30 protein-coding genes are annotated in these 19,261 nt (G+C 42.0%); 24 read left to right on the plus strand and 6 right to left on the minus strand.

The genetic code is table 11. The features are described from left to right. Positions 1-68: 68 nt before the first annotated feature. The 4 genes from QUB11_RS28430 to QUB11_RS28445 form a co-directional block, all read right to left on the minus strand. Complete coding sequence (locus QUB11_RS28430) at positions 69-1,190, minus strand: hypothetical protein (RefSeq protein ID WP_333392299.1); 1,122 nt, start codon at positions 1,188-1,190, stop codon at positions 69-71. Positions 1,191-1,211: 21 nt separating this feature from the next. Then, on the minus strand, positions 1,212-1,868 hold the full coding sequence (locus tag QUB11_RS28435; protein WP_333392302.1) for a hypothetical protein: 657 nt from the start codon (positions 1,866-1,868) through the stop codon (positions 1,212-1,214). 121 nt (positions 1,869-1,989) lie between these two features. Further along, positions 1,990-3,408 carry a hypothetical protein gene (locus QUB11_RS28440; protein WP_333392304.1) on the minus strand — a complete coding sequence of 473 codons (1,419 nt, stop codon included), beginning with the start codon at positions 3,406-3,408 and terminating at the stop codon, positions 1,990-1,992. 81 nt (positions 3,409-3,489) lie between these two features. Beyond that, on the minus strand, positions 3,490-3,927 hold the full coding sequence (locus tag QUB11_RS28445) for a ribonuclease H (protein ID WP_333176308.1): 438 nt from the start codon (positions 3,925-3,927) through the stop codon (positions 3,490-3,492). A gap of 107 nt (positions 3,928-4,034) precedes the next feature. Here QUB11_RS28445 and QUB11_RS28450 point away from each other — a divergent pair, with 107 nt between their 5' ends. Beyond that, positions 4,035-4,529, plus strand: coding sequence for a hypothetical protein (locus QUB11_RS28450; protein WP_333257455.1), 495 nt, complete (start codon positions 4,035-4,037; stop codon positions 4,527-4,529). On the opposite strand, the gene QUB11_RS28455 is transcribed toward QUB11_RS28450, so the two are convergent. Both QUB11_RS28455 and QUB11_RS28460 read right to left on the minus strand, forming a co-directional pair. Next, positions 4,530-5,228 carry a hypothetical protein gene (locus QUB11_RS28455; RefSeq protein ID WP_333392306.1) on the minus strand — a complete coding sequence of 233 codons (699 nt, stop codon included), beginning with the start codon at positions 5,226-5,228 and terminating at the stop codon, positions 4,530-4,532. A gap of 26 nt (positions 5,229-5,254) precedes the next feature. Further along, positions 5,255-6,073 (minus strand): DNA cytosine methyltransferase, encoded by an 819-nt coding sequence (locus QUB11_RS28460; RefSeq protein WP_333392308.1) that lies wholly within the window; start codon positions 6,071-6,073, stop codon positions 5,255-5,257. Positions 6,074-6,175: 102 nt separating this feature from the next. On the opposite strand from QUB11_RS28460, the gene QUB11_RS28465 reads away from it, so the two are divergent. The 23 genes from QUB11_RS28465 to QUB11_RS28575 all read left to right on the plus strand — a co-directional run bounded on the left by QUB11_RS28465 (position 6,176) and on the right by QUB11_RS28575 (position 19,149). Further along, positions 6,176-6,565, plus strand: a complete 390-nt coding sequence (locus tag QUB11_RS28465) for a hypothetical protein (protein WP_333392310.1) — start codon at positions 6,176-6,178, stop codon at positions 6,563-6,565. Between the two features lie 58 nt (positions 6,566-6,623). Then, positions 6,624-6,941: a hypothetical protein gene (locus tag QUB11_RS28470; protein ID WP_333392312.1), complete on the plus strand. Its 318-nt coding sequence runs from the start codon at positions 6,624-6,626 to the stop codon at positions 6,939-6,941. A gap of 381 nt (positions 6,942-7,322) precedes the next feature. Further along, positions 7,323-8,060, plus strand: a complete 738-nt coding sequence (locus QUB11_RS28475) for a hypothetical protein (RefSeq protein WP_333392313.1) — start codon at positions 7,323-7,325, stop codon at positions 8,058-8,060. 57 nt (positions 8,061-8,117) lie between these two features. Further along, the gene (locus QUB11_RS28480) at positions 8,118-8,363 is read left to right on the plus strand and encodes a hypothetical protein (RefSeq protein ID WP_333392315.1); all 246 of its coding nucleotides are present in this window, start codon (positions 8,118-8,120) and stop codon (positions 8,361-8,363) included. A gap of 306 nt (positions 8,364-8,669) precedes the next feature. Further along, entirely contained in the window at positions 8,670-9,083 is a 414-nt protein-coding gene (locus QUB11_RS28485) for a hypothetical protein (protein ID WP_333152831.1), read from the plus strand. A gap of 62 nt (positions 9,084-9,145) precedes the next feature. After that, positions 9,146-9,511 carry a hypothetical protein gene (locus QUB11_RS28490; protein ID WP_333392316.1) on the plus strand — a complete coding sequence of 122 codons (366 nt, stop codon included), beginning with the start codon at positions 9,146-9,148 and terminating at the stop codon, positions 9,509-9,511. A 77-nt stretch (positions 9,512-9,588) separates the two neighbouring features. Beyond that, positions 9,589-9,966: a hypothetical protein gene (locus QUB11_RS28495; RefSeq protein ID WP_333392318.1), complete on the plus strand. Its 378-nt coding sequence runs from the start codon at positions 9,589-9,591 to the stop codon at positions 9,964-9,966. Next, positions 9,963-10,250, plus strand: a complete 288-nt coding sequence (locus tag QUB11_RS28500; RefSeq protein WP_333392321.1) for a hypothetical protein — start codon at positions 9,963-9,965, stop codon at positions 10,248-10,250. Before QUB11_RS28495 ends, QUB11_RS28500 begins: the two co-directional genes overlap by 4 nt. A 150-nt stretch (positions 10,251-10,400) precedes the next feature. Continuing rightward, positions 10,401-10,937, plus strand: a complete 537-nt coding sequence (locus QUB11_RS28505) for a hypothetical protein (RefSeq protein ID WP_333392323.1) — start codon at positions 10,401-10,403, stop codon at positions 10,935-10,937. A gap of 168 nt (positions 10,938-11,105) precedes the next feature. Continuing rightward, positions 11,106-11,480 carry a hypothetical protein gene (locus QUB11_RS28510; RefSeq protein WP_333176283.1) on the plus strand — a complete coding sequence of 125 codons (375 nt, stop codon included), beginning with the start codon at positions 11,106-11,108 and terminating at the stop codon, positions 11,478-11,480. A 203-nt stretch (positions 11,481-11,683) separates the two neighbouring features. After that, positions 11,684-11,977, plus strand: a complete 294-nt coding sequence (locus QUB11_RS28515) for a hypothetical protein (RefSeq protein WP_333392325.1) — start codon at positions 11,684-11,686, stop codon at positions 11,975-11,977. Between the two features lie 167 nt (positions 11,978-12,144). Next, a complete protein-coding gene (locus QUB11_RS28520; RefSeq protein ID WP_333392327.1) occupies positions 12,145-12,654 on the plus strand; it encodes a hypothetical protein in 510 nt (169 codons plus the stop codon). Between the two features lie 138 nt (positions 12,655-12,792). Next, entirely contained in the window at positions 12,793-13,395 is a 603-nt protein-coding gene (locus QUB11_RS28525; protein ID WP_333392329.1) for an alpha-ketoglutarate-dependent dioxygenase AlkB, read from the plus strand. A gap of 68 nt (positions 13,396-13,463) precedes the next feature. Continuing rightward, positions 13,464-13,817, plus strand: a complete 354-nt coding sequence (locus tag QUB11_RS28530) for a DUF4326 domain-containing protein (protein ID WP_333152851.1) — start codon at positions 13,464-13,466, stop codon at positions 13,815-13,817. A 43-nt stretch (positions 13,818-13,860) separates the two neighbouring features. After that, positions 13,861-14,457 (plus strand): SLOG family protein, encoded by a 597-nt coding sequence (locus tag QUB11_RS28535; RefSeq protein WP_333201169.1) that lies wholly within the window; start codon positions 13,861-13,863, stop codon positions 14,455-14,457. 4 nt (positions 14,458-14,461) lie between these two features. Further along, positions 14,462-14,695 carry a hypothetical protein gene (locus QUB11_RS28540; protein ID WP_333152855.1) on the plus strand — a complete coding sequence of 78 codons (234 nt, stop codon included), beginning with the start codon at positions 14,462-14,464 and terminating at the stop codon, positions 14,693-14,695. Positions 14,696-14,817: 122 nt separating this feature from the next. Further along, positions 14,818-15,036, plus strand: a complete 219-nt coding sequence (locus tag QUB11_RS28545; RefSeq protein ID WP_333152857.1) for a hypothetical protein — start codon at positions 14,818-14,820, stop codon at positions 15,034-15,036. Between the two features lie 138 nt (positions 15,037-15,174). Further along, positions 15,175-15,444, plus strand: coding sequence for a hypothetical protein (locus tag QUB11_RS28550; protein WP_333152859.1), 270 nt, complete (start codon positions 15,175-15,177; stop codon positions 15,442-15,444). Positions 15,445-15,525: 81 nt separating this feature from the next. Further along, the gene (locus QUB11_RS28555) at positions 15,526-16,038 is read left to right on the plus strand and encodes a hypothetical protein (protein WP_333152861.1); all 513 of its coding nucleotides are present in this window, start codon (positions 15,526-15,528) and stop codon (positions 16,036-16,038) included. A 114-nt stretch (positions 16,039-16,152) separates the two neighbouring features. Then, a complete protein-coding gene (locus QUB11_RS28560; RefSeq protein WP_333152863.1) occupies positions 16,153-16,629 on the plus strand; it encodes a hypothetical protein in 477 nt (158 codons plus the stop codon). Positions 16,630-16,715: 86 nt separating this feature from the next. Next, positions 16,716-17,195: a hypothetical protein gene (locus QUB11_RS28565; protein WP_333201167.1), complete on the plus strand. Its 480-nt coding sequence runs from the start codon at positions 16,716-16,718 to the stop codon at positions 17,193-17,195. Positions 17,196-17,397: 202 nt separating this feature from the next. Then, complete coding sequence (locus QUB11_RS28570; protein ID WP_333392331.1) at positions 17,398-18,123, plus strand: hypothetical protein; 726 nt, start codon at positions 17,398-17,400, stop codon at positions 18,121-18,123. 69 nt (positions 18,124-18,192) lie between these two features. After that, entirely contained in the window at positions 18,193-19,149 is a 957-nt protein-coding gene (locus QUB11_RS28575) for a DUF5131 family protein (protein ID WP_333201164.1), read from the plus strand. The last annotated feature ends 112 nt before the right edge of the window (positions 19,150-19,261 follow it).

The following is a 19,261-nucleotide window of genomic DNA, read 5'->3' on the forward strand; positions in this document are numbered from 1 at the left end:
CTCTTGTTTCATCTGTAGAAAAAATTCTTAAAGAATTTGGAGATAATTATGTAATTAATTTTGCTTAACTACTTATCAATATTAGTTTCTAGCTGAGCTGGTCGCCAGTATGAATTGACAACTTTGACGAGTCGAGAGATGGTATCGATCGCATCATCGGCAACGGCACAGGGTCGGCTTAGGTAAACATCCTTTTCTTTAAAGTCTTTGAGCCACGGAATTTTACCTGCATCTCCCAGACTGTTGAGATAATCGGTAACTGCCTGTAAACCCTTGTCATTGTTAGGATATGCCGACTTCAGCGAGTCTACGGCGATCTGCAATTCCTGGCTCAGGAAATTGATAATTGCCATTTCTTTTGGCTCGGTTTGCATTCCTCCTGGTGGGATATTGAGAACGATATTTTCAGCACCTGCACCTCTGGCGCGACCGAGAAGTGAAGCCACAATCCCGGTGCTGTCATTCATCGAATTGATGGCTACCTGTTGCAAAGTTCCCGGCAGTGCCATTTTGGGAAGTTTTTCGACTTCGGGCGGTTTGTCAAAGTTGGCGATCGCATCTCGGAGTGCGGGATATTCTTTCGATCGAATCAGTTGAACAAAATCGCCGTCAAAATCTCTCCCCAAATTCAGCATGAGTTTGGTCGATGCTGCCATCAATCCTGAACCTGTGGCATAGGTTCCCTCATGGCGATTAATCCAGAGTTGGCAATCGCCCCAATGCCTCATGGGGTTGCAAAATACGATGTACTCGCCAGGAGCCATCCCAGGTGCACAGAAAACTTTCTCTGTAAAAGTAGTTTTTCCGTTACTGGTACTTTCATATTTTTGGAAATATTCATCCGGTTGCGACATCAGTGACCAGAAACGAACCCCCGCAGCCTTTGCTAAATTCAACCAAACTGCTCGCAGTCTTTCTGCTACTTTCCCTGTGATATATGGATGCAACAATAGTCTACCTTTTATGTCATATTTAATTATCTCCATTGCTGTGTTTACATACTCTGCCTCTGACTGAATGCTTTCCCCCTGTTCGCGCTCCTGTTCTGCTTCAAACTGATGGATTCTTAACTCTTTAGCGAGAGCTTGAATTGAGTTAGTTGCTGCTACTAGCTTTTCACATTTGGCTCGGAGTCGGCTAATAATTTTGTCTTGTTCCAGAGTTTCAAATTTGAACCATTGGAATAGCATCCAACCTGCTTTGGCAGTGCGCTACTCGGCTTCAAAGACCAGTCCGCACAACAGTTTCTCTTTGTAGTTTCCGAGGGCTGGTTTATTACCTTTTAGAGAACTCCAAGGAATGACTAAATCATAGCCAGAGTCGTCTAGTTCTGGATTGTAGGCGATCGTCCCCTTTGCTACCCATTTCTTAAACGATGCAATCCGAAACTGAAGGGGAATTCCTTCGTCATTTGGCAAGTGAACATCACCTGTTCCAAGTATTCGCATAAATTCCTTGGAAGCTTTGCCATGACTATCTCCGCTATTCCAGTGTCTTCCATTTGTGGGGTCATCTTGGGGGTTTCCATTCTCATCTTTTTTGGTGTCATCAACAATAATAAAACTGAACTCGCGACCGACTAATAGTTTGCATCCGGTGTGCATGATGCTGCCGTAAATTATTCTCTTCCATTGCTCACTACCTTTGGTTCCATAATAGTTAGAACCGATCGGAGCCAGATTAAAAGTAAAGCGTCCGTGGTTGCGAGAGTTGCTGGCTAAGTCTAATGTGTATCGATCGTTCTTATTAGCTACAAAAGGGTTTAAAAGAGAGGCATCTTTGGTATCTTCGGGGACTTCTCCAATGCAAAAACGCTCTCGACCAGCATCTTGATGCCAGCCAGAAAGGAGAGTATTTCTAAGAGTCACTTTAGGAGTGTTTGACCATTGTTTGGTAACACAATCCCAAACCGACCAGATGGCAGTCGTTTGTATTTGTCCTAGGCTCTCGTCAACCCAGGAATATTGTAATTGGTAATCCGTCGGCATATCAATCAGTAAAAAAGAATTTTCCTGATGTTATTCTAGCAACTTTATCAGTCCCTAACCTGGTTTGAATCTCGTCTTTAGGAATCAGAACGGGATTATCTGGCAGCATCAAATCATAGCCAATGATATATTCTCTTTTGCTGTTTAATCCAACTCCAATGATACTTTCGATCGGCACAACAGCTCTTTCTATCAATGATTTTGCTAAGGTTTTTAACTGTTCAAGAATTTCAACTTGATTCGTGTCATACATATGAGCTACGGACAAGTTAAATTTTCTTGGTGTGGCTTCTCCAATATCAGCAAAAACATAAAGGAATTCTGCGAGATCGGTTCGGTTTCTCATGGCGGTGGTAATGATGACAGCAGCTCCAATTATAGGCAAAGCCCAAGCCATCAGATATGCCCATCCGCTTGCTTGCATTCCTGTCACTCCGAAAATCTTAGGTAACAGACTTGCTCCAGCTTTCAGAGCCGAGGCTGCAAAATAACGAACTGCTTCAGCACCGCCAGCACTTCCTGATAATTTGAGTACGATCGACACCACTGTATTCGTCAAAGCTGGTAACAAAACTGCGGGAATATTGAACGATTTCAAGAAAAAGCTACTGAGTAACCAACTTGCTATACTGGTAAGCACACCGACTGCTCCTGTAATCGTAGCTGCACCGCCCACTGCGATCGGCACTAATGCAGTGTTCAACACGGGTGGATGACGGTAAATGGAACTGATGGAGTGATTGTAGAGGGAGGTGATGGTGTATGGATTGTGAGCAATTATGTTAGGAATTGTGCCTGTTGTCATAGCGATGCGCCCCGCTTCGGCCCGTCGGATACGTGTGCGAGCGTTCCGGCGTGGATTCCCGGTCAGTGATTCGATCGTTGCTAAAATCTCAGCCTTAAGTTGCTCTACTCTACTAATTGCTTCAGTTTTCCATGTATTTAGTTGTTCTTCTGCTGGTTGTCCACCTGATTGAATTGCTCGAATTTCAGCTTCGATCGTTGCAATTTTTACTGATAACTCTGGTAAATTCAGCGATTCGTTGTACGCACTCACCGATGCTTCATAAATCAGTCGCTGTCTTGTACTCGGAAGGAGACTTGATAATTCTTGCTGACCTTTCCCTGCTAAGTTCGTGAATGCTTTGCTGTTGTAGGCACGGTTAACTCCATTCACCGTTTCCAGAAATACTAAGCAGCAATCCTGTACCGTGTCTCCTATATCTTGAGATGCCGTTAGTAAACCTTTGATTCCTCCCATTACTGGAGTGTTCATTATAAATTGGATTTGAGGCAGACTAAAGTACCACTCTTTTCCTCCCGCCACCCCCTCATTCACTACATCCGCTACTTTTAATATTTCCTTTCCTGCCCATACACTGTTAGCCAGTTGTTGTTGCAGATAATCAAATTGACTCATGGTTTTGTCCACTACAAATGACTCTATTTTAGCATCTTTAGCACTACATTAAGCACTGCCAAAGATGCTTTTTGAGAGATTTTAAGGTGAATTGATGACTTGTTCTTTGGCTAATCGATCGCACTCACTCAACTCAGAAGTTGAATTCCGCGACAGCCACAGCCATGTTACCTCATGAACTTCTGCTAACTTGTCGATTTCTTCCCACAAATCCTGGTTTGCGTTACGCTTCCAACTTTTTGTCATTGTATGAATGACGTAAGTTGAATCCGAGAACAGTGTAACTTTGCAAGGTTTCTTGAGAGCTTTTAAGCCTTCGATTGCTGCTGTTAATTCCATGCGATTGTTAGTAGTAGTTGTGTCAGATTTACCACTAATTGCTTTTATATTTGGCTTACCTGGAATTGTGAGAATTGCAGCCCAGCCACCGGGCCCTGGATTTCCTGAACAAGCACCATCGCAATGGATGTTTACTACAGGTTTTGTTGGAGTTTGTGTGGAATTTTGTACGGCAACCATAAGACTTTCACAAAGATAGACATCAAAACCCCCTAGCGAAGCAGTTTATTCTGAACAGTTGTTACTTATGATTTGGTATAATATAGCAAATAAATTACGAAATTAGTATGTCAGAATACACAGATTTATTGAGAGAATATGCACGTTTATCAGTCGCTAATTCGGGATTATTGATCGACAACTCGGAACTGTTAATACAGAATTTACAGATAAAGGCCGAAAATCTAAGACTAGCCCAACAGTTAGAACACATCAAGAATCTAACTAGGGAAATGTATTATGACTTTAGGCTCGATCGACCTAATGGAAACCTGAAAGAAAACAATAGAGAATCCTTACACCTGAGTGCTGGCGGAGTTCTCTATGTAGTTCAGTATGTCGATACTAAAGACAATTCGTTCATATCCACTGAAGGGTTTACGCCGGAAGGTGACATAGCCCCCAAACTCTTTTACTTGGGATATGCTGTGTTCTTTCTGGTTGAGGAACTGACTCGGCAAGGATTTACTTGTCTGCCTGACAAGTTCTTAAAACTTCTGAGTCGGAATCCCAAGTTTTTGAGATATGTTCTCAAAGAATTTCAGCAGGTTTTATCTTTGTGATTAGTTGAGATTAACATTTTGGATAGAAACCGAGAAAATGCTTTGTGCCTCTGCATAAAGTCGATCGACTTCCACCTGAGCCAAGTATCTTTCGCTGTGGTCGGTATCATTCAAATAATCGGCAACATAAGCAGCAAGGATGTAAGCATTGCTAATCACTACCATTTCGGTGTCTTGAATCAGCAAAACATCCGTGTCTGAAGTGCCAATCGCATACATCCCATTAGCATAATCAGGATGGCTGCATTCCCGATGGTAGATTTTCCATTTTTTGGTCACAGGAGGTTTGAGGGTTTCAATAGTAATTCCTTCAGGGATATTCTCATCATCCATCTTTCCGCCAGACAAGAGCCACGGTAAAATAACTCGATTATCACCCTTGGGCATATACTCAGCGTCATCTGAATCATAGTCACCATAAACTTCGACTAAATTATGGATGAACTCTTGAGTAATTTCATCGTTGCTTTTTGAGTAACTGAAGCTGGAATTTTCTAAGAGCGAGTTTCCATTCAAAGCAATTCTCCACGCATCAAGGATTTTGGCATGAACGGAGATTAGGCGATATTGTTTGTCTTTTCTTCGATCGATTTCTAAATAAATGCCATGAGCGTCACTCTGTTGTGATTTGTCGATGATGCACTGTAGATTGAGTGTCCGACCATAACTCATATCAAATGTTTTTGGTTTCTGTTTCATTTTTCTCTTCTTTCTAACCATGAGTTTCATCCTAAAAGTAAGTGAGCTAAGAACTGGAGACGCATCAGCGGAACTGTGGCTTGTGGGATGCAGATTGATAAACCCGTCAGAGTTATTGCCTGTGCTCTCCCCGGAGTCCTTGGTTCTACTCCTGGGCTGACTGGTGACGGATTCATTCTCCACCAGTTTTCATAATGCAATCCAGCCAAGTAAGGGGAAACGCTAGCATCCACAGACACAGTTCTGGATTCAGTTTCTGGGTAGCTGGTAAACGACCTTGCAATTTCAATACTTCTTCCAATCTGTTCTGACCAGCCCTGCCACCCTTTCCGTTGCTGGAGGCTAAGGTTGTGCAGGTAGGCAACGATAAAAACTCGCTGTCTTTCGTGTACCGCACCGCACTCCGACGCGCTGACGATTTCAATTTCTGTGTCAAATCCTGCCATTTGCAAAGCTCCCAAGATTGTTCGCAAGCCTCTATGAATGACTCCTTTTGGGTTTTCAATAATGACAAAATCTGGCTGGGCTTCAACGATGACTCTGTACATTTCCCACCATAATCCTGATTCAGAGCCTGCCAATCCTTCTTTCTTTCCTGCGTTTGATGTATTTGTGCAAGGAAAACCGCCAATGACCATCGTAGGAAAGCCGAGTTGTCTGAGTTTGGGTGGATGATACGTTTTGATATCTGACCAGATGGGGATATTAGGGAAGTGGGATTGCAGGACTTTTTGAGCATAAGGATTTATTTCTACAAATTGAAATGTTTGATATCGCTCGCCAAAAACTAATTGTGCTGCTAACTCAAATCCTCCAATTCCTGAAAATAAACTAATCGCTTGCATACAAATCAACGCATTTCAGTTTTATATTAGTGAGTTTATTTTGATTGTATCATTTTCACTTCGTGTTTGAGAAGTAGTTTCTAATCAACAACTGTGACTAATATGACTAAAATCGTAATGATTTCTGGCAGTCGGTTAATCAAAGATATCAGTGCTGGATTACCATCAATCGATCGAATAATGGAGCTAAACTTTTCTATCATCGTTGGTGATGCCGGAGGTGTAGACAAGCTCGTTCAAGAATATCTACGTCGAACAAATTACCTCAGCGTTAAGGTTTACTTTGCATTGTGGAACGGTAACGGGAAACCGAGAAATACTACGGGATATGGAACGGTGGGAATTGCGGGTAGTTATGTCGATCGAGATAAAGCAATGTGCTCAGTTTGCGATTACGGTTTGGCTCTCTGGGACGGCAACAGTCGCGGAACCAGAGATAATATCCATCGAACGAAAGGCAAAACTAAAATAATCAGAATTGGAGGTAGTTGAAGTTTCGGGTGAGGGTCGCTTCGCGATAAAAAAGCGATCTCTCATCCCTATAGCTACCATGACTATTACCGTAGAAAAGTTTGACTTCGACAAATTTACCACTGAGAAAGTGAAATTTGCGATCGATTTAGATCGTGAAGTTTTTAATGTATCTGAAGGCATTAAATATCACTACGATCAACTAGATAATTCTCCGCTTTGGCGAGGTAAGTTCTCGGTTGAGGAATATCGACAAATGCTATGGCAACAAATCCAAAAGCATTTACCGAGATATTTCAGAACCAGATTAAAAGGTTTCTATGAGCCTAACTTCGTCCCTGATTCAGCTATCTTTCGATGGCTACGCCCCGGCTTACGCCTACGATTATGGAATTAGCTCATGCTTACCGAGATAACGGTGAGTTGAAGCTGATTTATATTTCTGATCGTTCCCATGCTGAACTTATCGCCAGATGCGTTGATTATGTGGCAAATCAGATTCTAAATTAGAATTTCGGCTGTACCAGGAAATTGATTAATTTCTTTCCTGGTAAGAAGCCGAGGGTTGTCAGCGATACCAGAATTAAATATGGAGGTAAGAAGCTGTCATCGCTATTATACCGCAACATCAAACCTTAACGTAATATCAAGGAGAATTATGTCTGAATTCAAATTAATCTAATCAGCCTTTTCCTTACGATGTGAGTAGAAGATAGGGAACATAATCAACAGTTAAAAACTGCTATACTTTAACTAAGTTAGTTAGAGTATAGCCTTCATGTTTACAACGAAATCTGCTGACAAACCCGCAATTAAAGTAACAGAGTTAGCCCCAGATTATGAAGTAAATTATAAAACTGGGTACATTGGATTTCTCAACAAAGGAACGGATTTAACATCGATCGGTATCGCTTATTTTACAGGTTGGGATACCATCAGTGATATCCACACAACTCATACTCTGATTGTCACCGATGAGGATGAATGTATAGAAGCAGACAAGATAAATAACAAAGTCAAAGTTTGCACCTTAAGCAAATACTTCAATGACCCTAACTGTCAAATCTTCTTCCGCAAACCCATACTTTTCAACGATGCGGTAGGTAATGCGATCGCACACAAAGCCAGTCTCGAAGTCGGCAAGCACTACGATTTTGGCGCAATCTTAACTCAGGGACTCTCAGGCAGTTTCGCTGGACGGATGCTCGATCGGCTGCTGACTGGAAAGTTGGAGGAACTCTTAAGCAACCTGCTTGATAACCCTGATAAATGGATTTGTAGCGAACTTGTTGCGTATGTTTTGGATGAGCAACAAGTTTATCGAGATAAAGGCATCCTCAAACGTCCTAACTCTACCATCAGTCCTCAAGAACTTTTTCAGGATACTGAAATCTTTGATCCTTGGAAAAACTCTCCACCTTCAGAAGCGTTAACAGAAACAAAAACAGAAATTGTTACCGTAACAGAAACAGTAACAGAAACAGTATCAGGGGTAGAAGCTGAGTTTAACTGTTAATTTAAGTGTTAAGACGCTTTGCGGTAAGACGTGAGTTTTTCCGCAGGGAGTTTTGAGATGAGTTTAGTTACAGTTACACCAACAGGAAAGAAGATAGTTGCGTGTCTGAATCGTCCAGACCAGTCTCACTTTGATTTGCCAGTTAGCCAGAATTTGGTTTGGCGAGGCGGTGTCTATGTTTTCGTAGATGGCAAGAAGGAATATCCTTTCTCTTGCGAACTCCCGCTGTGTCAGAATGACGATCGAATCCATGTCGGTAGCCGTTATTTGACAGTTTGCGGGGTAGTTACAGTTAAGTCGTAGCTTGCGGGGCGCGAACGCGCCATCGTACTTTCAGTAACCATTGCTCAGTATTTTGAGTATATTGTTGAAACTGAACAAGGAACTACAGAAAAACTTCTGTCCTGGGAAATCTATAGCGCCATCTAACTTTTAAGTCAGAAATAGAAACATCTCCCGTTTCTGTTTCTGGCTTTTCTTATGTGATGCTCATGTGCGTTATGTACAGGTACATATAGGTACCCATAGGCTATAGATGTGAGAGTTAAATTGAAGAAAGACAGATAAAAATACTTCGTTTTGGGGAAGTGATGTTATTCCCAAAACGAAATGGAAAACGTATCACTGTTTGACTGGATTGTGAAAAACAATTTCCCCGAAGCGGATTTCTGGCTGATAAATAAAGGTAGCACACATAAGTTAGGGGAACCAGTTAAGGAATTTCAGCCTTATCTCACAGGCATCAAATGTCCAGTTTTAGTTTTACCAGATTACGCTTTCTATTTGTGTCTGCACCTTCAACAGCAAGGATTGTGGCAAGAATATTCGCAAGGTTCCATCAATCTTCAACATCTGCGGATTAAGTATATCAAAAAGGTGTTTAATTGGATCGGTAATCAGCACAGGATTCAACATCAAGCCCGTTTCAAGTCGTTTGTTCTATTCCCTGTTTCTGCTACTACAACATACAGAGAATCAGAAACACTAGCAATCAAGAAAACAAAATCAAGAAACTGTTTCTAAGGTTGTTAATGTTTTGCTTCGCTTTGAAGTGTTGAGTTATTTATTTAGTGAGAAACTGAATCATGGAAAAGGTCAATTTCGCAGGCATTGAAGGTGAAGTATTGGAAACATCACCGCACGGGAGTTACGTTGTAGTAAAATTGAGCGATCGAATCACCATTGTCGGCACAACGAATAATCAGTTCAATTGGCAAGAGATGCCCGATGCCAGTTCTGGGTTTGATTCGTTCATTACCTACATTGGCGTTCGATCGAAAGCTGATGGCGAAAAAGTCAAAGGAATTGTTTCTCAAGTAGGCGGTTACACTTATGCCAAAGAAAGTGAAGCTCGCAAATCCAAACGAATTCAGGGTTTTCTACTAGAAATCAAAATTCGTGGGCTGACTCCTGAGTTTGTTGCTGACGTTGTAAAACTCAAGAAAATGTAGCAATTCCATTAAGTTCTCTCTGCTGCAAACTACAGTAGAGAGAACTTTGTAATTCCCATAATCTAGCGAGAGATACGATGCCTAAAATAATTTACGATTTGGTGCAAAGATTTGAAGTAAAAGATGGTGTACCCACACTGATTTCCTCCAACATTCAGATAATGGAAGGTGGCGATAATTTACTGTCGATCGCCCAGGACTGGCTACTGAACAATACTCCTTTGATAGCATTCAACAAGAAAGACTACATCGGTTACAAGCTCAAAGGGGACAAGAGATATCAATTGGTTCTCTGCCCTCGTTCCAATTCTATTCAGGTATCTTTCTTACCGTCCAGTCTAAAAGGCTTAGAAATTGAAACTGAGTCTGATATCTTATTCCCTTATGCAGTACGGGCATCCATCACTACTCCTGAGCAACTCAAACGGCTTCTACAACATCTCTTCAAAAAATGATTCAAACTGAAACTGATCAGGAAACTTTACGCTTGCGTGATGCCTTCCGTGTGCTCGCGTGGGAAGTCTTTGAAAGTAGTCTCCGACTCCGAGGAGATTTAGACCAGCGTTACACCAAGTTTAACACAAGATGGATGCGGAGTAAGATTCGATCGATGGATCTTGCTCAACTCACAGAACTTGCAGCCGAAAGAGGTTTCTCGATTGAACAACTGTTGACTATCAGAGAATGTTACTACGGCATCGCACAACCTTATCCATCATCCATGTTTCTTGAGAATTAACCATTGACCTTGATTGATGATGGAGAGTTTATCTTTCCATCATCAGTTTCATTCGATCGAAATAGAACCAGAGCGGGAGTTATCGGTGAGGGGCGCTTTGCGATAGGGAAATGAGCGAATGCTCAGTTCTTTACTTTTGAGGCAAACCCCATGAGACAACTAAAGAAACAGATTCCGAACCTTGAACTTTTTCGGGATTACTGCCGGAGTTTAATTTCTTTAATGAAGACTAGCCACTCGACGCTGACCACTCGGCGATTAGAGCTTTGGCTTTTCAACGAAGTACATCTAGGCAACGGCAAAGTAAAAGCAGCTTACTTTGACGATCGACTCTATAACTTCTGCCAACGAATCTACCCCGGCAGCAACATAGGCTTACTCACCTACCACGGCTCTTTGAGAGGAGGCAGCAGCGGCTTAATCCGACCTCACAAAGATCACGGCTACGCAATGCCCAAAGCAGTAAGCATAAACCTTGGTGAAGCTGAATTTGCGATCGATGGCAAACTTCATAAGCTAAGCGATGGCGATATCTGCGAATTTAACTGCAAGCTTAGCCACTCAGTACCGCGAATATTGACCCCAGAGCGCTTCTCCTTGGTACTCTGGACTTTGAACCAGAAGAAAGGCTACCAATCGCAAATGGTAGAACCGATGCGCTACGCGCCCGCAAGCTACGATTGGTAGAGAAAGGCTGCATACGAGACATAATTCTTGTATGCAGCCTTTCTTCTCTCCTCAAACTCAATTTGATAGGAAATTTACCCAGAAAGCTATCTGTGAGGCGCTTCGCGATAGGGAATTGAGGTAGATTTCTATCTTTTCTACAATCCATTACACCAAAGGAATTTCATCATGGCTATTACTTTTCTTTCCAAAACTGCCAAAAAGCGTAGTTTGTTGATTGATGCCCTTCGTATTCTTGCCTGGGAAGAATACAAAGCTACTAACAAAGAAGCACTCAAGAATCTCGAATATGGTGGTTATGCTGTCTTTGACAAGGAATGGCAAGCCGAAGATATTCATGATAAAGGTTATGAGGATCTTCTCGCTTTTGCCAAAAATCTAGAGTTTTCCGAGGCAGAATTGCTGGGTATTCGATCGAGTTACTATGCCAAGAAAACTACCAAATCTAATAGAACATCAAATGGTAATAGCAATGTTGGTAATGCCAATGCTAATATCAATAATACTTTTTCGGAACCAGACTACGATAGTGAACCGTTCTAGCGTGACTTAGCTTAAATTGATGATAGAGAGTTTGTACTTTCTATCATCAATTTGTCATCAATTTATCAATCGATCGAGCATTGATTTCCCGATCAAATGATAAAATTTACTAAAGGAAGAAGCAACCAAAAAGTTAACCGTTTTGTATGGCTTCGCTATTAGGGATTGAGTTAGATTTTGTGTACTTTACCTAGAGGTTTATCATGGCTATCAATATCTTGACCAAATCAGAGAAAGAAGCAGCTAACTTGCGAGATGCTTTTCGGATATTAGCTTGGTCACAGTTCAAGGCTGAAAATGATACTGATCTCAAAGGCTTAGATTTGTACGAGCTTTTCAAAGTTGAATGGCTAGAGTACAAAATCCATTCAATGCTACTGCCAGAAATCCTGGAATTCATCAAACATTTTGGATATTCCCCTGAAGAATTGTTGCAAATTCGATCGGAGTATTATGTCAACAAGAAAGAATACAACAATAGAACTGATGAATTTTAGTTCTAGCGATACCGATCGATAGCAAAGAAAAGCCTCAGTATCTGTCAGGGATATTGGGGCTTTGGAATTAAGAGAAAGAGCAATTGAAGTTTGTTGGTGAGGGCGCTTCGCGATAAGAGAATGAGTTGTAAATTTGCAACTCATTAACCCTTATCTAGGTATCTCTCATGGCTAATTTAACTGAAACTTTGGTATCGATCGTAATTGCTGGTGAATTAGCAGCAATTTCACTTTTGGGTGGAACAGCATTGATTGGGTATGCAAAAGTAACAGCAGCCCATATGCAATTAGTACAAACAGCTAAGCAAAGCAGATACGATGCAATCATCAACTATGGTGAAGTGCGAAGCGTAGCCATCTATACAGGTGAAAAACCAGCAATTTCTGAATGCTTAAGTGGAATTTGCGGAGCTAAAATTCTACTACCCAGCGGTATAAACATCAAATCAACCTTTAGAGGCATTGATGCGAAAGTAGCAGGTAAAGCTGGTAGCGATCGAGCAACCTTGATTAGCTGGAGTAGCGAAACTAACAGCGGAATTGGTGGTAGCTACGGCCAGCATGGAACTATAACCTTTAGCCACCCCTGGACTAGAAAGCGATTTTGCTTAGTTAGAGGCGGAACTGCTGGCAATCTTGGCGAAGTAGTAATCCGAACTGATAAGGATTGCAAATAAAGTAAAAGAAAATCTCTAGCATCAGCTAGGGATTTTTTTTTAAAGCCGCCAACTCTTTTCGTAAACACAGAAAGCACCAGGAAGTTATTGGTGAGGTGCGCTTCGCGATAGAGAGCCGACCTAATTCTTTTCATACTAATGCTGCATCTCCAGAACTACTTCACGATCGCCCAACAGGAAGAACTCCTTGAACTTGCTCGAAACATAGCCGCCATTAACGGTGGGATGACTACTCCTACAATGCCCAACGGCGCTCGCTACAATTGCAGCCAAACTAGCTGCGGACAAGTAGGCTGGATCTCGGATCGCAAAGGCTATCGCTACTCTAAGCTAAACCCTGAAAGCAACAAGCCCTTTGCTGCAATGCCTGCTGAATTAACCGAGATTGCTCGAAAACTAGCCATCCTAGTAGACGAGCCTGACTACCAGCCCGAAACCTGCCTGATCAACTTCTACGCTGCCAGCACCAAAAGCAGACTAGGCTTGCACCAAGACAACACAGAGCACAACCTCAAGCCCTGCATAATTTCGATCTCGCTTGGTGACGACTGCATCTTCAGCATCGGTGGCAACAACAGGAAAGATCCAACAACGGAGCTGATCCTCCGAGCGGGCGACGCACTGATCCTGCATGGCAAAAGCCGACTAGCTTTTCACGCAGTAAAGAAGATACTCCCAGGAACTTCTAACTTGCTGAAAAACCACGGCAGACTCAACCTCACCTTCCGCCAAGTGTACTAGCCACTGCTAATAGAACTGCTGATAACTTCAGCAATTCTATTAGCTTTTTTATCTAATTTGAGGTTTTTATGATTGAAGTAGTGAACGGTAAACAACATGGTTTTGTTGGTGAAAATAAAATCTATATTGGTAGAGCCAATAAATCTCTCGGACTAGAATCAAGTCCTTTAGCTAATCCTTACAAAATTGGTGTAGACGGAAATCGAGCCGAAGTAATAGCACTTTACAGAAAATGGCTATGGAAGAGAATAGTGATGGGTCACAATAATCCCAATGACACTTACAAGGAATTATTTTCGATCGCCCATAGAGTTAACAATGGAGAAACAATCAAACTTATTTGTTACTGCAAGCCATTAGATTGTCATGGTGATGTCGTTGTTAAGTGTATTAATTGGATAGTTTCAGATAAACTAAAGTAATGCTTCGCTGTGAGTTGTTGATTCTTTTTCAAGGTAACAACTCATGGCAGCAAGCAAAATTCCAGCGTTACTTCAGCGAGTCAATCGAACTCTGAATCGTGAAATTCAGTACAAATTCTCTGAACCATTTGACGAAAAAGAGTACAACACAGCAATGATTACGGGTCATCGCTGGTTTGATTACAACATTCCGATCGATAAACTTATCACAATGGCAATCAATCAAGGTGTGACTAAATTCTTGTGTGGAATGGCACTCGGCACTGACCAAATTGCAGCAGAGATTTTAGTCCGGCGTAAACTCGAATGGACAGCCGTGATTCCTTGCGCTGATCAGCATAAGCTATGGAAACCGCATCAACAAAGCCATTACAAGAAACTTTTGGATCAGGCAACTAAACGAGTATGCTTTTATGACGAGTACAGCCCTGGTGTTATGCAAGCTCGCAATCAGTGGATGGTAAAACGATCGGATATTTGCCTAGCAGTTTTCTCCGGCGATCCTCACGGCGTTGGGGGCGGAACTGCCACAACTTTCAAGATGGCACGCGATCGCAATCTCCTCATTTATCAGTACATCCCAGCTAAATCCGAGTTCGTAATCATTGAACCCGCCTATCAACAACTAAACCTTTTTTAGCGACATGAAATCAAAAAAGAAAATCACCCAACACATCCACGGTCGAATCAAAAAGCTAGCCGATGCTGCCATTGAACGTGGCGACATCGAAACTTGCGAACGAATTTCTGACGGAATTTATCTCATCAAACGATCGTCCGATCTGACTCCAACTACCTACACAGCGGTTGGTGCTGGCAGTTTACTTTACCTGTTAAACTCTTTGGCTCAGGCTCAATCTCAGGTTCAATCCCAGTAACAGAAATTCAGAATTAACATTGTTCCCGGTAGCATTATTGTTACTGGGAATTTGAATAGCAAAGTCTCTCGTAAAGGTGCTTCGCAATGAGGAAGTGTTGTTTACTTTACCGAGAATTGTTTATGTTGATTGAAAAAACTGAAATCCAAGATTACCGCTCCCTTGAGTGGAATACTGGAGCCGAATGGTCAATCCCACTCCCAGAATACAGCATCAACGGCTACATCATTTCTAGACATTATATACCAGACGAAGCTCCCGTAATTCCCACTGGCTGGATTTACGAGTTTAGCGACGGTCGATTTATGTCCGAGGCACAGATAAGCCGTATTGAGTGGTAATCTTTACTTTTTTAGCTAGAGAATAAGCTGACTTCTTAAGCTTTTCTCTAGCTCCTACAGCCACAACATAAGCAACAGAAACAAAACAAAATAATGCTTCGCTGTAAGGGAGTGTTCTGTTTTTGTTTATGTCTCTAAATGCAAAACCACTCAGCAAGGACACCGCAAACTTGGTCAGAAGAAGACATCGACTATCTTTTACTAATTGAAAAGATAGTCAATATTGATGCGATCGTAGAAACGCTTAAATTTCGCTGCATCTGTGACTGTCAGGTGGACAACGATTCCGATGTTAAATTAGCGTTTGTGCGTTGGTTTAAAGCCAAAATTGAACACATGAGCAACGATATTTACAACGTCGTTGAAGCTGAAGCTACGGTTTTCCGAATTAATTTACCTTCACTCTGAACAAGTGAAGAAATTCCCACAAAAAGTACCCCTCGTGAATGCTTCGCTTTGGGGTACTGATTCTTTATCGAAGTAACAACTATGTCGATTCTACCATCTTCCACTTCTTCCACATCAAGTTTACCACACATCGACATTCCAGATACGAGAACTGTAGAGTTCAATGCACAGATTCCCTGGAAAGCTTCGGACAGACTTCTTGAAGAAGCGATCGGCAAACTGATTAATCTGGATGAAATTGTCGATCGACTCCAAGCACTTGATTGCCAACATTCCGCACCATTCACGGCTGAGCAAGTTAAGTTTGCTTTCCTCAAATGGATTGAGAATCATCTTGAGTCGATCGAACTCCAGCCCGAATGGTTTATCCATCGGGATTTTAAACATTTTGAGCGTCATTTACCTGAGCTTGATGGTTCCTTCTTTCCAGAGGAAGAGTACGACAGGGAACCTATTTGTGAAGAACAAGGTGCTCAATATAATGCTGAGTTAGCTGCTACTGAATTAGTTGCTACTTACCATCAACTATCCCAACTTGAAGATGCTTTTGAGGGCACTCCTGAACAAGCAGCCGTAGCAGCACTGGATTGGTAGTCACTGGTAGCCAAGAACAGTTAAAAAATCCGTTGACATAGAAACAGTAGAAACAGACCACAATTCTGTTTCTATGTCCACGGAATCCACCGTATTTACCGACAAAATTGTAACATGGATATTCCCCAGATTCCCACACCACATTTGAAACGGATTGCTGAAATTCGCAATCAAATTGAAAGATTAAAAGTTGAATCAGATGCGATCGAACCTGATGCGATTATCGAAGCTTTCGAGATTATGGAATCTGAAAACTCTCGCAAAAACGTTGTCTATAACGATAACAATGCCAAAATCGTTGTCCAGCTCCGAACTCGGTACGATGACAAAAACCTTAGCGTTACCCGATTGGATGAAGACATCAATCGCGAATACGAGAAACTGTGTCGATCGAACGCAACCGCCATCAAAACTAGCCAAGCTTACATTAATGATTTGCAAGAAATGCTGACAGAAGCAGAAGCAAAACATGAAGCGTTTCTCACTTCTGTGTACTTAGAAACGTTACGGAAACAAAGGGCGATCGCCATTAAGAAAACGGAGCATAAAGTGCCAGGGTTAGCGGTTTATGTTCACTACCTAAAACGCTAAAATAAACCTAAAGCGATAGTATTCATTAAAATGCTTCGCTTTAGGTTATTGATTCGACGAAAATTCAATTCTAAGGTATTTGTACAATGACAATAATCAGAATCAATGAATCCAGTTTCCAGGTAGAGCCATTTGTCCGCTACAAAGAAAATCGAGTCAAAGGTTACTTTGTTTTAGAAGGTCAAGAATTTCCTTCGCTGAATATGGCAATCATAAAGATAAATCATCTAACTTTGACGATCGATTCGGTACTTGCTCGATTGCCAATAACAGAAATATGGGGATTTGTCCTTAATGATTCTGGGGGAACGCTTTCAACTTTCGTCACAGTAAAGCGTGATTTCCTACCGATGCGCTCCGCGCCCGCAAGCTACGAACCTGGCAACATTTATGAATTAGGTTTTGTTCCATTTAAGACTGATGTAGGGAAAGGCTTCATGGTAAACGCTTTTCCTCGCAATCCTGTCAATGTTAACGAAAAGTATGCTTTAGAAGCTGCTGAGGATATCCTCCACTCTGCAATAGATTTCTGCCAAGATGAAAGATTGAACCAAATAGTCATTTAACTTGACAGTTTCCCATTGCTTTGCCAGTGTTGAAAGCAATGGGAAAGCAATGGGAAACTGCGGTAAAGTTAATAGATAGATTCAAAGCGATCGTAGTGCTTCGCTTTAAGGTTTTGATTCTTTTTTACCATTGGTAAAAACAGAAACAAAAACAAAAACAGAAACAGAAACTCATCTCAAACACTTACTCAGGACTAAAATCATGAACGTAATAATGATGAACGGATTTGCATTCAGAATTCCTGGTATCGCTAGCCGATATCGCGCATCTTGCGGTAAAGATTTCGGTTTTTTTGTAACAGGCGATACCAAAGGCATGAATGTCAGTAAAGCAGAAAAAGCGGGTTTAACCCGTGGCGACTTTGTAGAAATGGCGGTGTGTGCGATCGATAGCAAAACGCTGACATTTGAACCTCATTACATCAATGAGCAATTTACCGAAGTCTGGGGTATCCCAGTCGCAGGTGAGATGAAAACCTTCTTCCATGAGAAATGCAGTGAACTCTCAACTTTCTTGATTCATCGCCAGTCTCAGGACAGGATGAAGGGTTTGATAGAAGTGTTCAGTCGATCGGCTTTCAATTCCTGGGTTGAGGAGGGGATGCAGGGCGACCACAACGAATATGCGAGGAGCAAAGCTTCGGAAGCTTATTTCTCCAATATTTTCCGATTCCAATTGACCCTCACAGAGGGAAAACATGGGCCATTTTACTATGTGGCAACCACCCTACGTCCTCCTTCCTGCGCTCTCGACGAGGCAGCTCTGAAAGTTGTCCGTCAGATTTATGAGATGAAACAATCCGGGATTGATTACTGTAGCGACCCTCGCTTAGTTGAAAATCAGCAGATGTGTTTGGGCGGTGCAACAGCTCCAGTTGCAGACATTGCTGTTCCAGTAACAGAGACTAAGCAGCTCAAAGGTAAATAATTCTGAAAGTTGGGGAGAAATCCCCAGCTTTTTTTAATTCAGTCAAACCAACTAATCAAGGAGAAAATTATGCCTACTAAGATTTCCTGGACGAATGAGACGTGGAATCCAATCGTTGGTTGCGAACAAATTAGTCCTGGTTGCGACAGATGTTATGCAAAAATGCTGGCTCAATCAGCGAGACTGCAACAATTCCCCCAATATCAAGAAGCTGCTAAATGGGACGGTACAATCGTCTTTGTTCCGTCTGCATTACTCAAACCATTTGGATGGAAAAATCCTCAGCTAGTTTTCCCTTCAATGAGTGACCCCGGACATCATAATGTCAAACGAGATGAGCTTGACCAAATTTTTGCAGTAATGTCGATCGCAAGCGAACATCAATTTCAAATATTAAGCAAGCGACCGAAAGCGATAAAGCACTACATCAAAAATCTCACTAGCGATTGTCTCTACGAAGCAGCAAAACATTTTTGGAAGGAAGACAAAATTCCCAAACGACTATGGCGGCCGCTGCCACTTCTTCGAGAATACTTTGATAATCTGCAATTTCCGCTCAAGAATCTTTGGATTGGAACCAGTGTCGAAAACCAGGAAGTAGCCGATCGCATCCTTGATGTAAGAAATACAGCAGCCCACATCCGGTTCATTAGCTGTGAACCATTATTAGAACGGGTCGATTTGCGAAAATATCTCGGTATTTGTGTCGGCTGCCAGACCTGCGAGTTTCGAGGCGATCATCGAATTGGAAAACCGATGGTAAATTGGGTTATTTGTGGCGGAGAATCAGCCCAAAAACGCAGCGATGCCCGTCCCTGTCATCTGGATTGGTTGCGCTCGATCGTTCAACAATGTGAACTAGCTGGGGTTCCAGTCAGTGTTAAACAGCTTGGCTCAAATCCGATCGATAGTTCTCCCTACATTGATGGTGTTGCAATGACGAATTACTCGGTCAAGGTTAAAGACCATACCGATATCAACGAATTTCCACCAGAGTTAAGATTCAGACAACATCCAGTTTTCTAGATTTAGTTTGACTTTTCTTTACGGATGCAGGTTTCACCCCACATTCCGCACCCCCAACTGGCACATACGCGGATTGAGGAAGTAAAAGTGAATCATCGGAGATAATAATGAG

Origin of the sequence: Microcoleus sp. B6-A1 (genome assembly GCF_036705085.1) — a bacterium.
Taxonomy (GTDB): Bacteria; Cyanobacteriota; Cyanobacteriia; order Cyanobacteriales; family Microcoleaceae; genus Microcoleus.

What these genes read in the sequence shown, in the direction of transcription:
- QUB11_RS28555 (WP_333152861.1), top strand. Translation starts at nt 15,526, where the DNA reads ATGTCGATTCTACCATCTTCCACTTCTTCCACATCAAGTTTACCACAC.
- QUB11_RS28565 (WP_333201167.1), top strand. Translation starts at nt 16,716, where the DNA reads ATGACAATAATCAGAATCAATGAATCCAGTTTCCAGGTAGAGCCATTT.
- QUB11_RS28520 (WP_333392327.1), top strand. Translation starts at nt 12,145, where the DNA reads ATGGCTAATTTAACTGAAACTTTGGTATCGATCGTAATTGCTGGTGAA.
- QUB11_RS28455 (WP_333392306.1), bottom strand. Translation starts at nt 5,228, where the DNA reads ATGAAACAGAAACCAAAAACATTTGATATGAGTTATGGTCGGACACTC.
- QUB11_RS28510 (WP_333176283.1), top strand. Translation starts at nt 11,106, where the DNA reads ATGGCTATTACTTTTCTTTCCAAAACTGCCAAAAAGCGTAGTTTGTTG.
- QUB11_RS28500 (WP_333392321.1), top strand. Translation starts at nt 9,963, where the DNA reads ATGATTCAAACTGAAACTGATCAGGAAACTTTACGCTTGCGTGATGCC.
- QUB11_RS28570 (WP_333392331.1), top strand. Translation starts at nt 17,398, where the DNA reads ATGAACGTAATAATGATGAACGGATTTGCATTCAGAATTCCTGGTATC.
- QUB11_RS28490 (WP_333392316.1), top strand. Translation starts at nt 9,146, where the DNA reads ATGGAAAAGGTCAATTTCGCAGGCATTGAAGGTGAAGTATTGGAAACA.
- QUB11_RS28525 (WP_333392329.1), top strand. Translation starts at nt 12,793, where the DNA reads ATGCTGCATCTCCAGAACTACTTCACGATCGCCCAACAGGAAGAACTC.
- QUB11_RS28460 (WP_333392308.1), bottom strand. Translation starts at nt 6,073, where the DNA reads ATGCAAGCGATTAGTTTATTTTCAGGAATTGGAGGATTTGAGTTAGCA.
- QUB11_RS28550 (WP_333152859.1), top strand. Translation starts at nt 15,175, where the DNA reads ATGCAAAACCACTCAGCAAGGACACCGCAAACTTGGTCAGAAGAAGAC.
- QUB11_RS28560 (WP_333152863.1), top strand. Translation starts at nt 16,153, where the DNA reads ATGGATATTCCCCAGATTCCCACACCACATTTGAAACGGATTGCTGAA.
- QUB11_RS28545 (WP_333152857.1), top strand. Translation starts at nt 14,818, where the DNA reads ATGTTGATTGAAAAAACTGAAATCCAAGATTACCGCTCCCTTGAGTGG.
- QUB11_RS28475 (WP_333392313.1), top strand. Translation starts at nt 7,323, where the DNA reads ATGTTTACAACGAAATCTGCTGACAAACCCGCAATTAAAGTAACAGAG.
- QUB11_RS28440 (WP_333392304.1), bottom strand. Translation starts at nt 3,408, where the DNA reads ATGAGTCAATTTGATTATCTGCAACAACAACTGGCTAACAGTGTATGG.
- QUB11_RS28465 (WP_333392310.1), top strand. Translation starts at nt 6,176, where the DNA reads ATGACTAAAATCGTAATGATTTCTGGCAGTCGGTTAATCAAAGATATC.
- QUB11_RS28445 (WP_333176308.1), bottom strand. Translation starts at nt 3,927, where the DNA reads ATGGTTGCCGTACAAAATTCCACACAAACTCCAACAAAACCTGTAGTA.
- QUB11_RS28575 (WP_333201164.1), top strand. Translation starts at nt 18,193, where the DNA reads ATGCCTACTAAGATTTCCTGGACGAATGAGACGTGGAATCCAATCGTT.
- QUB11_RS28485 (WP_333152831.1), top strand. Translation starts at nt 8,670, where the DNA reads ATGGAAAACGTATCACTGTTTGACTGGATTGTGAAAAACAATTTCCCC.
- QUB11_RS28495 (WP_333392318.1), top strand. Translation starts at nt 9,589, where the DNA reads ATGCCTAAAATAATTTACGATTTGGTGCAAAGATTTGAAGTAAAAGAT.
- QUB11_RS28430 (WP_333392299.1), bottom strand. Translation starts at nt 1,190, where the DNA reads ATGCTATTCCAATGGTTCAAATTTGAAACTCTGGAACAAGACAAAATT.
- QUB11_RS28530 (WP_333152851.1), top strand. Translation starts at nt 13,464, where the DNA reads ATGATTGAAGTAGTGAACGGTAAACAACATGGTTTTGTTGGTGAAAAT.
- QUB11_RS28470 (WP_333392312.1), top strand. Translation starts at nt 6,624, where the DNA reads ATGACTATTACCGTAGAAAAGTTTGACTTCGACAAATTTACCACTGAG.
- QUB11_RS28515 (WP_333392325.1), top strand. Translation starts at nt 11,684, where the DNA reads ATGGCTATCAATATCTTGACCAAATCAGAGAAAGAAGCAGCTAACTTG.
- QUB11_RS28535 (WP_333201169.1), top strand. Translation starts at nt 13,861, where the DNA reads ATGGCAGCAAGCAAAATTCCAGCGTTACTTCAGCGAGTCAATCGAACT.
- QUB11_RS28480 (WP_333392315.1), top strand. Translation starts at nt 8,118, where the DNA reads ATGAGTTTAGTTACAGTTACACCAACAGGAAAGAAGATAGTTGCGTGT.
- QUB11_RS28540 (WP_333152855.1), top strand. Translation starts at nt 14,462, where the DNA reads ATGAAATCAAAAAAGAAAATCACCCAACACATCCACGGTCGAATCAAA.
- QUB11_RS28450 (WP_333257455.1), top strand. Translation starts at nt 4,035, where the DNA reads ATGTCAGAATACACAGATTTATTGAGAGAATATGCACGTTTATCAGTC.
- QUB11_RS28505 (WP_333392323.1), top strand. Translation starts at nt 10,401, where the DNA reads ATGAGACAACTAAAGAAACAGATTCCGAACCTTGAACTTTTTCGGGAT.